The sequence below is a fragment of the Desnuesiella massiliensis genome (assembly GCF_001403615.1).
In the GTDB taxonomy this organism is placed as follows: domain Bacteria; phylum Bacillota; class Clostridia; order Clostridiales; family Clostridiaceae; genus Desnuesiella; species Desnuesiella massiliensis.
This window is the reverse complement of record NZ_LN879454.1, coordinates 193942-210576: the sequence shown is the minus strand read 5'-3', so window position 1 is coordinate 210576 and position 16635 is coordinate 193942. Positions and strand designations below refer to the sequence as shown.

At 33.6% G+C, this 16635-nt stretch carries 14 protein-coding genes; 8 read left to right on the top strand and 6 right to left on the bottom strand.

Annotated features, from left to right (window positions below):
* Nucleotides 1–85: 85 nt before the first annotated feature.
* The 3 genes from BN2665_RS04775 to BN2665_RS04765 all read left to right on the top strand — a co-directional run bounded on the left by BN2665_RS04775 (nt 86) and on the right by BN2665_RS04765 (nt 3015).
* Nucleotides 86–538: a DUF4342 domain-containing protein gene (locus BN2665_RS04775; protein ID WP_055665978.1), complete on the top strand. Its 453-nt coding sequence runs from the start codon at nt 86–88 to the stop codon at nt 536–538.
* 313 nt (nt 539–851) lie between these two features.
* A complete protein-coding gene (locus BN2665_RS04770) occupies nt 852–1535 on the top strand; it encodes a response regulator transcription factor (protein ID WP_055665977.1) in 684 nt (227 codons plus the stop codon).
* Nucleotides 1528–3015 carry a sensor histidine kinase gene (locus BN2665_RS04765; RefSeq protein WP_074042223.1) on the top strand — a complete coding sequence of 496 codons (1488 nt, stop codon included), beginning with the start codon at nt 1528–1530 and terminating at the stop codon, nt 3013–3015. Before BN2665_RS04770 ends, BN2665_RS04765 begins: the two co-directional genes overlap by 8 nt.
* 142 nt (nt 3016–3157) lie before the next feature.
* Here BN2665_RS04765 and BN2665_RS04760 read toward each other — a convergent pair whose 3' ends face one another.
* The 5 genes from BN2665_RS04760 to BN2665_RS04740 form a co-directional block, all read right to left on the bottom strand.
* Nucleotides 3158–3739 (bottom strand): hypothetical protein, encoded by a 582-nt coding sequence (locus BN2665_RS04760; RefSeq protein ID WP_207643671.1) that lies wholly within the window; start codon nt 3737–3739, stop codon nt 3158–3160.
* Between the two features lie 153 nt (nt 3740–3892).
* Nucleotides 3893–4516, bottom strand: a complete 624-nt coding sequence (locus BN2665_RS04755; protein ID WP_055665976.1) for a TetR/AcrR family transcriptional regulator — start codon at nt 4514–4516, stop codon at nt 3893–3895.
* A gap of 140 nt (nt 4517–4656) precedes the next feature.
* The gene (locus tag BN2665_RS04750) at nt 4657–5184 is read right to left on the bottom strand and encodes a GNAT family N-acetyltransferase (protein ID WP_055665975.1); all 528 of its coding nucleotides are present in this window, start codon (nt 5182–5184) and stop codon (nt 4657–4659) included.
* 140 nt (nt 5185–5324) lie between these two features.
* The gene (locus BN2665_RS04745; protein WP_055665974.1) at nt 5325–6650 is read right to left on the bottom strand and encodes a 6-phospho-alpha-glucosidase; all 1326 of its coding nucleotides are present in this window, start codon (nt 6648–6650) and stop codon (nt 5325–5327) included.
* Between the two features lie 18 nt (nt 6651–6668).
* On the bottom strand, nt 6669–8222 hold the full coding sequence (locus BN2665_RS04740) for a PTS transporter subunit EIIC (RefSeq protein WP_055665973.1): 1554 nt from the start codon (nt 8220–8222) through the stop codon (nt 6669–6671).
* A gap of 381 nt (nt 8223–8603) precedes the next feature.
* On the opposite strand from BN2665_RS04740, the gene BN2665_RS04735 reads away from it, so the two are divergent.
* The 4 genes from BN2665_RS04735 to BN2665_RS04720 all read left to right on the top strand — a co-directional run bounded on the left by BN2665_RS04735 (nt 8604) and on the right by BN2665_RS04720 (nt 13317).
* The gene (locus BN2665_RS04735) at nt 8604–9353 is read left to right on the top strand and encodes a MurR/RpiR family transcriptional regulator (protein ID WP_055665972.1); all 750 of its coding nucleotides are present in this window, start codon (nt 8604–8606) and stop codon (nt 9351–9353) included.
* Nucleotides 9354–9494: 141 nt separating this feature from the next.
* On the top strand, nt 9495–11072 hold the full coding sequence (locus BN2665_RS04730) for a spore germination protein (protein WP_055665971.1): 1578 nt from the start codon (nt 9495–9497) through the stop codon (nt 11070–11072).
* Nucleotides 11062–12222, top strand: coding sequence for a Ger(x)C family spore germination protein (locus tag BN2665_RS04725; RefSeq protein WP_055665970.1), 1161 nt, complete (start codon nt 11062–11064; stop codon nt 12220–12222). The genes BN2665_RS04730 and BN2665_RS04725 overlap by 11 nt, the downstream gene beginning before the upstream one ends.
* Before the next feature lie 15 nt (nt 12223–12237).
* A complete protein-coding gene (locus BN2665_RS04720) occupies nt 12238–13317 on the top strand; it encodes a GerAB/ArcD/ProY family transporter (protein ID WP_055665969.1) in 1080 nt (359 codons plus the stop codon).
* Nucleotides 13318–13572: 255 nt separating this feature from the next.
* Here the strand turns inward: BN2665_RS04720 and BN2665_RS04715 are convergent, their stop codons facing one another.
* Nucleotides 13573–14037, bottom strand: coding sequence for a hypothetical protein (locus BN2665_RS04715; protein ID WP_055665968.1), 465 nt, complete (start codon nt 14035–14037; stop codon nt 13573–13575).
* Between the two features lie 332 nt (nt 14038–14369).
* On the opposite strand from BN2665_RS04715, the gene BN2665_RS04710 reads away from it, so the two are divergent.
* Nucleotides 14370–16577 carry a diguanylate cyclase domain-containing protein gene (locus BN2665_RS04710; RefSeq protein WP_055665967.1) on the top strand — a complete coding sequence of 736 codons (2208 nt, stop codon included), beginning with the start codon at nt 14370–14372 and terminating at the stop codon, nt 16575–16577.
* Nucleotides 16578–16635: the final 58 nt, after the last annotated feature.

Genomic DNA, 16635 nt, shown 5'->3' with positions numbered 1-16635 from the left:
CTAATGTTTCCCTAAAGTTTCTCTAATAATTGCCTCCTATAATAAAAACATAAGATAAGTATTAAATTTTAGGAGGAATTAAAAAATGAATATAACTTTAGAACAAATTGAAGAATTAAGAAAAAGAGTTAATGTGAGCTATGGAGATGCAAAAGAAGCCCTTGAAAATTCTAACGGAGATATGCTTGAAGCACTAATCTATCTAGAAAAGAACCACAAGTTTAAAGAAGATAAGGCTGAGGGAACCTTTGAGAGCCTATGGGATAAGATTAAAGCCCTAGTGAACAAGGGTAATAACACAAGATTTATCATAAGGAAAAGAGATAAGGATGTTATTAATGTTACGGTTACTTTAACCGTCATAGCTGCTGTACTAGCTATGCCCGTATTCCTTGGCGGCTTGCTCATAGCCCTTATTACTGGTCACAAGATTAGAATAGAAGGAAATAACGGAGAGGATATGAAGATAAACGATACTTTGGATAAGGTATCTACCGCGGTTACTACCGCTAAAAGAAAGCTTGCAGAAACTGAATAGGCATAAATACACAAAAAATAACCTACTAAAATAGGTTATTTTTATTTACCGCTATTGTATAATTAGAAATATAACTAGTGTTAAAGACATGTTGGATTAGGCATCGTAAAAAAAATAACTAGTCAAAGATGCGAAGTATATTTTGCGTAAGACAAGGACACAGGTTCCATTAATAGTGGGGCTATTAGTGGGTTCTGTGGACGCAGTATTACGCAAAATAGACGAGTAGACTGACTAATTATTTTTTTGGAGATGCCTTATAGGGATTTTTATCCTATATCTAACATGCATACATTGCTGAGGAGGAATCCCTATGTCCACTAAAAAAATACTCATAGTTGAGGATGAAATAAAGATAGCGAGGTTTATTGAGCTGGAGTTAAAGTATGAGGGCTATGAGGTTCATCAGTGTCATGATGGCCGTGAAGGTCTTAATACTGCCTTAGAGGGTGATTTTGATCTAATCATTTTAGACATAATGCTGCCTTCTATGAATGGTATAGAAATATTAAGGAGATTAAGGCAGCATTCTGAAGTGCCTGTAATTATGCTAACTGCCAAGGATCAGGTTATGGATAAGGTCATGGGCCTAGATATGGGTGCAGATGACTACTTAACAAAACCCTTTGCCATAGAAGAACTGCTAGCTAGAATAAGGGTTGCCTTAAAGAAAAATAAAGCAGTGATAGATACTTCTAATCTCTTAATTATGGGTGATTTAAAACTAGATTTACAAAAGTACACCCTAACCTATAGAGATGAAGCTATAGACTTAACTAAAAGAGAATTTGATCTTCTTAAATACTTATTAGAAAATAAAAATATCGTCTTATCCAGAGAGAAGCTTTTAGATAAGGTTTGGGGCTACGAGTACTTAGGTGATACCAATGTGGTAGACGTGTATATAAGATATTTGAGAAGCAAAATAGATGACAAATATAATATTAAGCTCATCCATACTGTCCGCGGCGTGGGCTATGTATTAAAAAATGAATAATAAGGATATATTAAATGACATCATAAAGCTTCTATCAGAATATCTTAAGACCTTACCTCAAACCGCAATTGAGCTTTATAAAGCCTTTGTTAAAAAACTAAGATTCTCTATTGGCTTTAAGATAACTACTTCTTTTACTCTTTCCATTATATCTTTTATATTTTTTATATGGCTTGTATCGCTTTCAGGATTTTCTTACTATCTTGTACATAATTCAAAACTGGATATGCTTAAGGATAAGGACCTTATAAACTCTTATTTAAAGGGCAATATAGATTCTACCTACGAAACCATAGAAAAGCTTTCTACAGTTAATGAACGTCAAATTTCCATATTTGATGAGAAAGAAACCCCTCTATTTTCTTCTGAAAAAAGCAAAGAGAATGTGGTTTATTTTGAGAATATAAAGGAAAAATATATACTTATTTCTGAAGACAAATTATCCTTTCACAATGTGTCCATAAATAATGCTGCAAGGTTTATTATGATTTTAGAGCATAAGCTTCAAGTGGATGGCAATAGCTACACTCTCCAAATAGTAGACCATCTTAATAAGGAGTTCTACTATGTTTCCATATTGATTATTGCTCTAAGTGTAGTGACTATTCTAGCTATTTTAAAGGCCTTAGCTACAGGAAAGAAAGCTAGCAAGACGGTTCTAGAGCCTCTAGATGAGATGACAAAAACCGTAAAAAACATCACCATAAACGCTTTAGACACTAGGCTTAACTTAAGCGGTTCTCAAGACGAGCTAAAGGATCTAGCTCATACCTTTAACAGCATGCTAGATAGGATTCAACAGTCCTATGAGCAACAAAACCAATTTGTTTCTGATGCCTCTCATGAGCTAAGGACACCTATCTCTGTGATTCAGGGCTATGCAAACCTCTTGGATAGATGGGGAAAAAATGATAAAGAGGTATTGGAAGAGTCTATTGAAGCCATTAAGTCCGAGGCTGAGAACATGAAAGCCCTTATAGAGCAGCTTTTATTCTTAGCTCGAGGTGATAAAAACACCCAGACTATAAAAAAGGTCAATTTCTATTTAAATGAGCTTATAGATGAGTTAATAAAGGAAACAAAGCTTATAGATGATAAACACAATATAAGCTGCTGCGAAAATCAAGCTGTTGAAATAAATGCAGATAGAGGACTTATTAAAGAAGCTCTTAGAATCTTTGTTGATAACAGCACCAAATACACCCCTGAGGGCGGCCTAATAAAAATAAATTCCAATGCTTCTGATGCTAACGTGATTATTTCTATAGAGGACAATGGCGTGGGGATTTCTAAGGAGGATTTACCTCATATTTTCGATAGGTTTTATAGAGCAGATAAATCTAGAACAAAGCAAAGTGGCGGAACAGGCTTAGGCCTTGCTATTGCCAAGTGGATTATTATGAAGCATAGAGGTAATATAACTGTTGAAAGCATGATTGGGGTGGGAACTAAGATAATAATTACCCTACCCAAAATATAAAGTCGCGGCTAAAGCCACGACTTTTACACTTGTTTCCCATGAAGTAAGTTTTTTAAAATCCTACCTCTTCACATATTATTATAATGGTATATCTACTCGAAAATTTTCCGCCATTATAAACCATAAGCAAATATTTAAATTTTTAACTTGTGGACTTTTTTCGCTTTCTGAAATATACTACTAAACCTATGCAAAGTATTAATCCTGTTATAGCAGGCTTTATAATTGATAATCCTGAATCCCCAGCAAACATTGCACTCCAGAGAATTTTTAGCACCGCAGCAGCAACAATCACTACTAAAAGATATTTCCAGCTGTGCTTCCAAGCAGAATAAATCAATGCTGCAAAGAAAATTGGTACAGATAATTGAATAAAGATCTTACTGGCATCCCAACTTCCTTTCAAATACTCTTGCTCAAATTTTAAAAATTCTATAACTTGAAGATTAACATTTTGGGGAGCTGGAAACCAAAACATGCTGGTGAACAAAGAAAAAATAGATGCCATAACGCCTGTCCAACTACGTTTATAGGCAAAAAATGCAATTGATATAATAAATAGTGGTCTAATATACCAGCTTAATACATTATGATGCCTATTAAATGCCCATTTGAAAAATGAATCGTTGGTGAAAAACAGCACTAAAAATAACAATGTAAAGGCACCAAAAGCCATACCAATATAGAAATCTAGTCTCTTATTGAACTTAAAATTCTTTTCCATATACCCTCCATCTTTAATCATTATATGTTTTGATAATTAAATATATGACCACCTAGTCACTTTATATTTTCATTATATGACCACCCAGTCATATTGTCAAATAGTTTTTGAAAGTTATATGGAAATAATTATTTTATTTATGCATGGATATGATTAAATTCCATTTTTAAGAATGCTAAGCAGCTCATCAACAAAACCATATAAAGCTGTCTTTCCAGAAACATAGTCCATAGCACCAAAATTTTCAATCATATAGTCATATACTGCATTATTTAGCGCATGGATAAGCATAGCAAGTGCTGCTGTATTTGTGGTTATTTTAACTGTTCCATTGGCCTTTGCCTTCTCAATTAATACTTCATAAAACACTTGAGCCTTTTGCTCATTTCCTTTTAGAATTGCCTGTCTAACCTCAGAATCCTTTTCCTTGGCAAATTCACGAGCTAGATTTGAAAGCTTAGGATTTTGGAGCGCAAACTCTACCCCACTAATATAAAGCGCTTTAATCTGTTCAATAAATCCAAGTTGATCAAGTTTATTAAGTGTTTCACTAAAATACTGCAGCTTTACTTCATTAGCCTCTGTTAATAGATAAGTATAAAGATCTAGTTTATCTTCAAAATACTGATAAAAACTTCCTTTTGCGATTTGGCAAGCTTTGCATATTCGATTAATGCTAGCTTCTGCATAGCTATTAGATGAAAACTCATCTAGAGCTGCCTCCATAATCTGCTCTCTTTTTTCTTTACCCAAATTATTAAAGGTAGATTTTGGCATACTATTCCTCCATTTCTAACCCTATAACATTACAAAAATCTCTTGCAATATCTTTCTTTATATTATCCCTAAATAATTTTAACTATTCTTTTATCATGGTAAACTATGGGTATATCTACAGGCATAAGATACTCTGTGAATTAAATAAACTCTTCCCTCAAAAGCCCCATGACATATTCATCATGATACTGTCCATTTCTAAATATCTCCTGTCTTAAGGTTCCTTCTATCTTAAAGCCGCATTTTTCATAGCTTTTTACCGCTCTTTTATTGAAGGAATAAACATTGAGCTTTATTTTGTTTATGTTCATCTCATTAAATATGAAATTAATTAGAACCTTCATGGCATCCGTGCCATAGCCCATACTCCAGTAATTCTTGTCCCCTATAAATATACCCACGGTGGCTATGCTGTTCTTCCAATCTAAGGCATTTATACCGCAGCCCCCTATATACTTATTATCCTCTAGAGTTTCAATAGCAAAGCTATACTCATTTTTGCTGGATACATTGCTCATTACCCATTTTTCCTCTTCTTCAAAGGTGATAGGAAAGGGTATACCTGGTGCAAGAAGCATCTTAATTTCTGCATCATTCATATATTTTTGTGCTAGGTATGCATCTTCCCTTCTATATTCCCTCAATCTCACTTTACTTCCTTGATACATCTTAATCCCCCTCATAACATTGTTGTAAAAATATATTTTAATATCCATTATATCTTAATAAGAAATCATTTCAACATTTAGTTTATTTTTTCTGATTTAAATTTAATAAGCATGAGCTGTTTCGCTCATGCCTATTATACTTATTTAAATTCTGGCCAATAGCCCTTATTAGCTTCAATTAAAGCATCTAGTACTTCTCTAGCCTTTTTAGCTGATACTATGGTTCTATTTAAGGTTAGCGCTTGAAGAGCTTTTTCATAGGAGCCTTCAAAGTACGCATCTACAGCTAATTTTTCATAGGCTAATTGAGATTCCATTAATCCTTTATAAAAGGTTCCTATGGTTCCCACAGCTAAAGGTCTAGGTCCATTGGAGGTTAACACTGCTGCTACCTCTACCATGGCATCATCTTGAATATTAGATATTATACCATTGTTCTCTACTATTACTATATAGATTCTGCCTTTGTTAAAGGCTATGGATTCTGCTACCTCTACTATGAATTCTCCATGAGCATCATTATGCACCATATGGCAATCCTTAGCACTACCTGCCTCTGCTACACGTCTGCATTCATCAAAGACTCTCTTTTCTCTTCCATCCATAACCTCGTTAGCACGAGTATAATTAGGATTTAAGTGAGCTACCTTATAGTCTGGGTAGTAGTAGTATTGTAAGTAGGTGTTTGGTAAGTAATCCGGAAAGTCCTTTACCATATCTTGAACCATAGCATAGGTATCTAACCAAGACTTGTCCCTTTGCTCTGCATCTACAGGTATAAAGCCTCTTTCATTTATTACCTCTTTTAATTTTGGAAGTAAATCCTTGCCTTCATCGTCATAGAGATTTGTAAACCATCCGAAGTGGTTTAATCCAAAATAAACAGGCTCAAACTTACTGGAATCCATACCTAGTACCCTTCCATAGGATCTTAATAGATTTACTGGTTGGTCACAAATGTTTAATATCTTTTTATCCTCTGGAAATACTCTTCTTAGGGCTTCTGCTACTATAGCTGCAGGATTGGTGTAATTTAGTATCCATGCATCCTTTGAGTGTTTTCTAACATCATTAACTATTTCAATCATATCTCTTATGGATCTAAGTCCATAAGCAAAACCACCAGCTCCGCAAGTTTCTTGACCTATAACTCCTAGGCTTAGAGGAACCTTTTCGTCCTGCTCTCTCATCTTATAGCCGCCAGTTCTTATTTGCATAAATACAAAATCTACATCCTTATATGCTTCTTCTTTGTTCGTAGTATAGGAAAACTCTAAGCCTGGATACTCTTCCTTTAATAATACCTTTGCAAACTCCCCTATTACTGCTTGACGCTGCTCTACTATATCGTACATCACTAACTTCTTTATAGGAAATCTGTCCTTCATTTTGCACATACTCATTAATAAACCTGGGGTCCAAGTGCTTCCTCCACCGACTATTGTCACATTAAAGCTGTTTTTCATGTTACATCTCTCCTTAAACTAAAGTTTTTTTAATGCCTTTACTACTGCCATTTTTACTTGTGAAACGGAAGGGCCATAAATAACCTGTATGTCTGTATTGCTTGGCTTTATAACACCTTTAGCTCCAGTTTTTCTAAATCCAGTTTCATCTACCAAAGACATATCTTTTATAATTACTCTTAAACGAGTAATACAATTATTCACTGATTCAATATTCTCTTTTCCACCTAAGTATTTAATGATTTCAAAAGCCTTTGACTCCATATCATCTTTTTCGCTTTCTTCTTTCTCCTCATAGGTCACATCTTCCTCTCTTCCTGGAGTTTTTAAATTCATTTTCTCTATTATAAATTTGAAAGAGAAGTAGTATATTAAGGCGTAAGCTATACCTATTAATACTGTTATAATCCATTTAGTATGAGGCTGCATCATTCCAAAAACCACTAGGTCAATGATTCCCCCTTGGGTATTTCCTATGGCTACTCCAAGCAAGTGATTTAGCATAAAGGACAACCCACTTAATACAGCATGAACCACATATAAAACTGGAGCTACGAATAAGAAGGAAAATTCAAGAGGTTCGGTTATTCCCGTTACCAAGGAAGCTAAGGCTCCAGCTAGCAGCACACCTTTTACACCTCTCTTGTTTTCAGGCTTAGCCGTTTTAAACATAGCATAGGCTGCCGCTGGTAATCCAAACATCATTACTGGTATTTTACCTTGAGCTAAGAAACGGGTAGCTTCTGTAGAGAAGCTTACGGTATCTGGTGAAGCAAGCTGAGCAAAGTATATGTTTAATGCTCCTGCAATGCTCTTTCCACCTATTATTGCTTCTCCTCCTACAGGAGTAAATCTAAACATGGCATTTAATATATGATGCAATCCAAAAGGAATCAATAAACGTTCTAAGAATCCAAATAAGAAGGTTCCAAAATAACTTAGGTTTGCAATACCATAGCCCACAGCCTGTATAGCTCCGCTTATTGGAGGCCATACTATTGGCATCGCTAATCCTAGCGCAGAAAAAACTACTGTAGTAATGATAGGAACAAAGCGAGTGCCTCCAAAGAATCCAATATAATCTGGCAGCTTTATAGTGTAGAACTTATTATGAAGAGCCCCTGCTATCATACCCACTATAATTCCACCGAATACTCCAAGTTCTAGAGTTTGAATACCCAGAGTCATACCTTGTCCTGCTTGCCTCATCAAATCAGCTTTAACTATCATCTTATTTGAGGTTAATACAAAGTTTATGGTAGTATTTAAAACTAAATACCCTACAAAGCCCGAGAACCCAGCTACTGCGGTCTCATCCTTAGCTAAGCCTATAGCAAGGGCTATGGCAAATAGTACAGGAAGATTACCAAAGATAGCTCCTGTAACAGTTTTAGAAAACTGAAAAACCATCTGTAAAATACTGTTTCCTAAAAAGGGCATCTTTACTATAACATTAGGATTAGAAAAAGCTGATCCGATACCAAGAAATATACCTGCTATGGAAATCAAAGCTATAGGAAGCATGAAGGCTTTACCTAATCTCTGAAAGTAATTGTTCAACTTTTTAACCATTACAAATCCCCTCTCCTTATGAATATAATTTTTTCAGATTATTAACTATAAATATGACACTATTTATTAAAGAGCTTGCAAAATTTTAATACTGGCCAATATTTTTGAAATTGCTGTTAGGTTTAAATCTAAGTTTATTATATAGACATTTTTCGAGTTTTGAAACCGTTTTGAAGGTTTTAGTAAATAAGTTTGCAAGTTGAATTTTTTTCAAAAATGAAATATTTTTCACTTTTCTATAACACCTCTTAATCTACTATAAAATCTATGCTTACCTTAGCTTTATCCTTTTTACAATTATTTATCAGTGTAAAAATATTCAGCCAGTGCTATACTAAGACTATCTCTAATACAACTACTTTATTTTATGGGGGTGGAACCTTGGACTTCTTTACTATAATTGAAAAGAACAGAGTTAATTTAAATAAAAATGAGGGAGAGCTTCTAAGATATTTTATTGAAAATGCTAAAGATATAAAGAAGATGAGAATACAAGATGTAGCTCAAAACACATATATGTCCACTGCTGCTATCATAAGATTTTGCCAAAAGCTAGGTTTTACTGGCTACTCGGAACTTAAAAATAATCTGGCTCTTACTATAGAGCATCAAAATAAAAAACAAACTATAGACAACAAGGTTACTACCTTTGAGGATATAGAAAAAACAAAAAATCTAATCAACGAAGCCCTCATTGATGAAATAATCTCATTGATTTTTAGCGCTAGGAGAATTGATTTTTATGGGGAGGGCTCCTCTAGATCCGTATGCAGAGAAATGGCAAGACGCTTTCAGCTTATAGGAAAGCAGTGTTATTACTTTGATGATACTACTATAATGTATTCTTCAGCCAGTACCTTACAACCTGTAGATTTAGTTTTTGCCATATCTATGTCTGGAGAGACTTCTCAGGTTATAAAAGCCTGCAGTATTGCAAAAACTCAAGGAGCCAAAATTGTTTCTATTACTAATATGAGTATGAATACTTTATCAAATCTTTCTGATAAATGCCTTTTCATCTGCTCCACAAAATATTCCTTAAAAAGCATGGATTTCATATCAAGAATTCCCGCTTTAATAGTTATGGAATATATGTTTTATAGATACATGGATAAATTTATAACTCAATAATACATATAAAAAGCTAATAGATCAAAAGCTAATGATTTATTGGCTTTTTGTTTTGCTTACAAACTGAATAATCTAAAAAATGTAGATAATAATATACTTATCATTAGAAATAATGAATTTATAAAAGAATGAGGAGTTAGCATGTTAAGCAATATATTTAGAAAGGCTAAATATTTAAAACTACTAAATGATAAGAAAATTCAAAAACCTTCCAATGCTAAAGAAACAGTCACTCCAATTTCAAAAGATATAAAAGAAAATCTAAAAGAAATTCAACAGATTTTTAAAGATAATATGGATATAAACCTACGCCAGTTTATGGTTGGTAAAAACAATATAGAAGCCTTCATTGTTAGCATAGGAAATCTAAGTGAAAAAAATGTAATCAACGAAAGCATCCTTGACTCCTTAATGTGGGATTTACGTAAGACTACCATTGATTATGATATTAACTTAGAAAATATCAAAAAATTTGCCATCAGTGGAAATGAAGTAAGGGAAATACCAACTATTGAAGAGGCAGTAGATGGAGTATTAAATGGTAATACAATTTTATTTCTTCAAGGAGAAGAGAAAGCCCTTGAAGTGGGGACACAAGCCTGGGAGCATAGGGCAGTGGAGCAACCTCAGGTTGAAAGTTCAGTAAGAGGTCCTCGAGAAAGCTTTATAGAAACCTTAAGTGTTAACACAGCTCTTATTAGAAGAAAGATAAAAGATCCTAACTTAAAAATAGAAGATATGATACTCGGCAGGCGAACTAGGACAAAAGTTTGCATTGTATATTTAAAGGGAGTTGTAAATGAAAAAATTCTAGCCGAAGTTAGATATAGGCTAAAGTCTATAGATATTGATGCTATTCTTGAATCCGGATATATTGAAGAATTTATTGATGATGCACCCTTTTCTCCGTTTCCTACTGTTGGCAATACTGAGCTGCCAGATAAACTCGCAGCTAAAATATTGGAGGGAAGAGTTGGAATTCTCACAGAAGGTACCCCCATAGCCTTAACTGTTCCTTATCTTTTTGTTGAAAGTTTACAAGCTACAGAAGATTATTATTCCGCTCCTTTTTTAGTATCTCAAATTAGATTATTAAGGCTATTAGCCTTTCACTTTACAATCTTTGCCCCAGCCATATATACAGCCATAACAACCTTTCACCCCAATGTAGTACCCGAAAGGCTTTTGCTTACCATACATGTAACCAGAGAGGCTATTCCTTTCCCTGCTTCTGTAGAAGCTTTTATTATGTTAGTTATATTTGAAGTGCTTAGAGAGGCAGGTGTACGTATGCCAAGAGCCGTTGGTCAGGCTATAAGCATAGTTGGTGCATTGATTATGGGAGAAGTAGCTGTAAATGCAGGGTTAGTAAGCCCTATTATGATTGTAATAGTATCTCTAAGTGGAATGCTGAGTTTTCTTTTACCTCCCCAGTTAGATTCCGTTACCATACTAAGGTTTCCCATACTAATATTTTCATCTATATTTGGTTTGTTCGGCGTCCTATGGAGTTACATATTTATGATAATACATGTTGCTTCACTGCGCTCTTTCGGCACTCCATACTTTTCTCCAATTATGCCCTTTAATTTGAAAGGCATGAAGGATTTTATAATAAGATTTCCATTATGGCTAATGAAGACAAGACCTAGCTCTATAACTTGGAGAGAATCTCAAAGGGTTACAGATAATAAGGATGATGAACAAAATGAAAAATAAGATTATTTTATTAATAATACTAATTTTAGTTTCAATAAATATAACAGGCTGTTGGGACTATGTTGAGCTTAACCAAAGAGAAGTAATTACGGCTATTGGTATTGACAAAGGAGAGGAACCAGGAACAATAGTAGTGACAATGCAAAGTATAATACCATATCGCATATCCACTCCTCTAAAACCTTCTACTAGTGAAACTGCCACCCATGTGGTTTCAGTAACAGGAAAGTCCTTTAGCGATGCCTTAGTACGATATAAACAGATAACTAGTAAAAATCCATATTTTCAACAAAGCAGAGTTTTTATCATAGGAGAAGAAGCTGCCAGAGATGGAGTTATTTCATTTATGAACCCTATACTTAGAAGTATTGAATATCGCACAAGAGGATGGCTTTTAGTAGCTAAAGGAAAGGCTTCGGATATTCTTCAAAGACAGGTTGATGTTTCAAAAATCTCAGCAGATTATATCCTAGATCTGATGAATTCTAGTAATTATATGGCTACTGTACCAGTAGAAACTGCCCATGAGTTTATTAAGGATGTTTCTGTTAAAACATTATCCCCAGTAACTGCAAAAATAGAAGCAATAAAAAGTGAGGATAACCATTTTGATATTGGTTATAGCGGGAGTGCTGTTTTTAAAAAAGATAAACTTATTGGCTGGTTAGATATGCATGAGACCAAAGGACTCTTATGGATTACTGGTAAATTTAAGAGAGGAATTATGGCGACTGGGTATACTAAAACAGCTAATGGAATTTTGACACAGAAGGTAATAAAGGGTAAAGCTAAAATAATACCTAAAATAACAAATGGGAAAATTAAAATTATTATAGATATTTATGAAGAAGGATTGATAGGAGAAAATGATAGCAATATAGAAATGAACTCAACGGAGGCAATTAACTCCTTCGAAAACCAGTTCGAAATGGAAATTAAAAAACAAGTAGAAGCATGCCTTAAAAGAGTTCAACAAGAGTATAAAACAGATGTTTTCGGTTTTGGAGAGGAAATTCATAAAAAACTTCCAAGGCAATGGAAGGAGATTAAAGATAGTTGGGAAGAAATATATCCAGGTGTAAACATAGAAGTAAATGCTAAGGTTAAATTAAGAGCAACGGGCAAGATTATTGATCCTATTAAACCTTAAAAGGAGTTGGGTTTTTTGTTTCAGAATGAGGAAAGAATATCTGGTCATCAGGCACTGATGCTAATAATTGCAGCTGGCTTAGGTAATATATTTGTAGTTATACAAGGACCAGCAGTTCAATATTCAGGAAGAGACGGCTGGATTTCAGTGCTTTTAGCTTATATTTTAGCTATAATAGATGGCTTGTTTCTAATAAATTTAAATCTCCGCTTTCCTGAAAAAACCTTTGTGCAATATCTTCCTATAGTCCTTGGTAAATTCCTAGGAAAAGTCGCATCCCTTTACTATATTTTAGGTTTTTGGATAATGGCCCCATTGATTATGAGAGAGATTATAGAACTAATGCGCTTTTTTCTTCCCTACACTCCGGCAATGGCTGTAAATATTTTAATGTCTATACTAATTATCTATGTAATGAGAAGTGGCTTTGAAGTATATGCTAGGACAGCAGAATTATTTTCCCTGCTTATAATTATCTTTATAGTTTTATTGATGCTTATGATTAGTCCAAATGTAGACTTTTCTAATATATTGCCACTTTTAGAAAATGGCCCTATGCCCATTTTAAAATCTCAGCTCATACTATTTCCTTACGCCGTAGAAACTGTGCTTTTTATGGCCTTATGGTTTCCTTGTTTAAGGGACAAAAAGGAAGGTAAAAAGGCATTAATTATAGGTTCCTCCATATCTGGAGTGCTGCTATCTCTTTTAGTGATTATAGGTTTAGGCTTTGCAGGAATGGATATTATAGTTAAGCTGGTTTTCCCCGTATTTTACATGTCTAGATACATCTTAATCGCTAACTTTCTTTCAGGTCTTGAAGCTGTATTTATGCTGCTTTGGATGTTATCAAGTTATTTAGAACTATTAGTTTTTTATTATCCGCCGGTTATTGGTCTAGCTCAGTGGCTAAACTTAAAAAACTATAAGACTTTAATCTTACCCGTGGTGATTATTAATATTATCCTAGCCACCTTACCAGATAATATAGTTCAAATTATAAAATTAGACATAATGAAAAATCCAATTATAATTCTACCTCTAGCTATTTTAATTCCAATTACCTGGCTTGTAGCATCAATTAGGAAGCTATAGATGTTATAAATAAAAATTACTAAGGTAATTTTTATTAAAAGGCTATTCTTTAGCCTTTTTTTAATGCACAGTGCACAATTGAGGAAATTTTTTCTCCACTGGCGCTGCGAAAAAATTGAGAATTTATAAAGCGTTGCTAATGCTTAGCTACGACTTTTTTCTAAACGGCAAAGCCACTTAAAAAATACAATTTCAGATTTTTCATAGAGAAGCGTAGAAAAATCCTCCTTCATTGTGAACTGTGCATTGAAAGATCTACTTCAAAGCTATATTTTCACTCAAAGTCTTTATAGTATATTTATCATTAATACATTGTAATTCAACATAACAATAGTTATCCTTTTTCCAATTAAATAAGGAGTTTTTCCCATTGGCCTTAATCCATTGACTATCCATTATGTCTGTTCTAACTGAATATTTAACGAAGAAGCTAAAGGCATCGGGGTAGTTTTCTAAATACCTTATCTTTTCTATTTTATCAATCTTAAAGTCCTTTAGCCTCAAATTATCCTTCACATCTTTATTTTCATAGCTTTTTAGATATTCTTCAAATACTAATCTGGCTACTTTAGAGGCCTCTTTTTCCTTAGTAATAATCTTTACGTCCTTGTAATTAGGATCTTTTATGCCTTTGTTATAAGTAACGCTTTTAAATCCCGTAAACATAAGTACAGCAAAAGAAATGGCTATAATACATAGAAGCAATCTTTTCCCTTTCATATCACACTCTCCCCTTTTGTTTATATATAATAGGATGCGAAAAACATAGGTGCTCTTTTTCACGGGCCGCTCGTGGGGCTCCACGCGCGGTGTAGCTGAACCTATAGAGCACCTTTTTTCACAGCCTCCTATAAAATATTATATTTAAAAGAGATTTGTTTTCCAATATTTTCTATATGACCTTTTATTATATATTTCTTAATATAAGAAATATGCTTACAATTTATGATTATATTTACTATAATGAATATTATAAATACAATTTTTGAACCTTTAAATTGTTGTTTGGTGTTTTAGTTTGTAATATTGTTTATATTATGGAAGGTGATACTTTGCTTTTTGACTTATTTACTAATATCTCAATTATATCCTCATTACTTTTTGTAGCAGCACAGTTTTTTAAAGATAGAGAGCTAGATAGTTCAAAGACTATTTATAAAATTTTAGTTGGTGGTGGTTGTGGTGTATTAGGCATGTTTCTAATGATTTACACCGTGCGCATAAATGATACTATTATTGTGGATTTAAGACATATTGCTATAGTTATATCCGCTTTTTATGGAGGGCCTATTTCTTCACTTATAACTGCAGCTTGCATAGCTATCTATAGAATTGCAGCCTTTGGAATTAGTAAAATTTCCTTTATCGCTGCCTGTAATGCTATAATTATGGGAACTTTATGTGCATTTTTCTGTAAATTAAAGTTAAAACCTATGTTAAAATATATTCTTCTTAATTTTATAACTCTCACTTCAGTAAATCTAAGCTTCTTAATTGTCATTAACGATAATTATAAGCTAATAAAAATAATAGAATATTTAAATTTAGTATCCATTATAGGTGCGGTGTTTACCTACTTTCTTTGTTCTTATGTCCATTCTTCTAACACCAGTTATAAAGCAATGAAATATTATCGTTTAGTTACAGATAATTTGGCAGATTCAATCTCTACCCACGACCCAGAGGGCAAGATCATATATGCTTCTCTCTCCTGCCAATCCTTATTAGGATATGACCTAAAAGATTTGCGCCAAATGGATTTAACGGAACTTATTTTTAGTGAAGATATTGAAAGAATTAATAAATTGTTTATGAGTACATCTTATCAGAAGGATGAAAGTTCCTTGGAATATAGAATAAAATGTAAGAACAACGAGTATAAGTGGATTGAAACCAGTGTAAAAACTATAAAAAATAAAGACAACTCTTTAAAAGAGTATATTTGTGTTTCTAAAGATATTTCACCAAGAAAACACATGGAAGAAATATTAGAAAAATCAAATCAAAGATTGTCTTCTCTGTTTAACTATGCTGGTATGGGCATTGTTTTAAAGGATATGGAAGGCAACATAATAGAGCATAATCCTACTTATAAAAGATTGTTGGGCAATGAAAAACTAGATTCTTTAGAGGAAAATTGCTCTCCTAGTGATCTAATTAAAGAACTGAAGGCTATAGAAAAAATAAAATCTAATGAAGCAGACCATTGCAGCTTTGAAAAAAAATACTTTACAGCTAGCGGTGAAATTATTTATACCGAAGTAACTGTGACAAAGATGCCTGCTACCATAAGCGAGCCTGCTTATTTAATCTATATGATAAGAGATATAACTCAATCAAAAATAGCAGAAATTCGTCTAGCAGAAAGTGAAGAAAAATTTAGATCTCTTGTGCACTCCATAAATGATATAATCTTTACTCTTGATGCTAATCAAAGGTATACTGGTTTATATGGGCAATGGACAGATAAGTACGAATTATCTACTAGCACTTTTCTTGGGAAAACCTCAACAGAGATTTTTGGCGATGCAGCTGGTAAAGTACATGAAGAAGCAAATGAAAAGGCTCTAAAAGGCGAAAATGTAGTTTATGAATGGAACATGGATACTAGTAAAGGTAGGTTCTCCTTCCAGACTTCTTTATCCCCCATATGTAATACCTATGGAGAAGTGTTGGGTTTAGTAGGAGTTGGAAGAGATATAACAAAGCAAAAACAGTTAGAAAGCGAACTAACAGAAGCTAATGCTAAGTTAAAGAGACTTTCTTTCATGGATGGCTTAACTAGAATCCCCAATAGGCGCTATTTTGATGAATATCTCATGGAGCAGTGGGAAGCTTGCAAAAATGACAAAAGAAATTTTTCTATGCTGCTTCTAGATATAGATTATTTTAAAGCTTATAATGATTCCTATGGCCATTTAGAAGGGGACGAGTGTTTAAAGCTTGTAGCAAAAACTTTGGTACAGTGCTTAGAAAGCAATTCAAATCTTGCTTTTAGGTATGGAGGAGAAGAATTTATTATAGTGTTACCTGGAATTTCTGCAAAAGAAAGTCTTTTTATAGCAGAGAAAATACGCAGTACCGTAGAAGCCTTAAAAATACCTAATATAAATTCTAAGGTTAATCCCCATGTCACCATAAGTATAGGTGCCTCTACCATAGTGCCCATGAATGGCCATAATTCATTAGATTTTGTGGAAAAAGTGGATAAGCTCCTATATGAAGCAAAAGCTCAAGGAAGGAATAGAGTCTGTTCTTAAACATGCACAATTATATAAGCAAAACTGTAAGTGAAATATCTTACAGTTTTTATTTTGC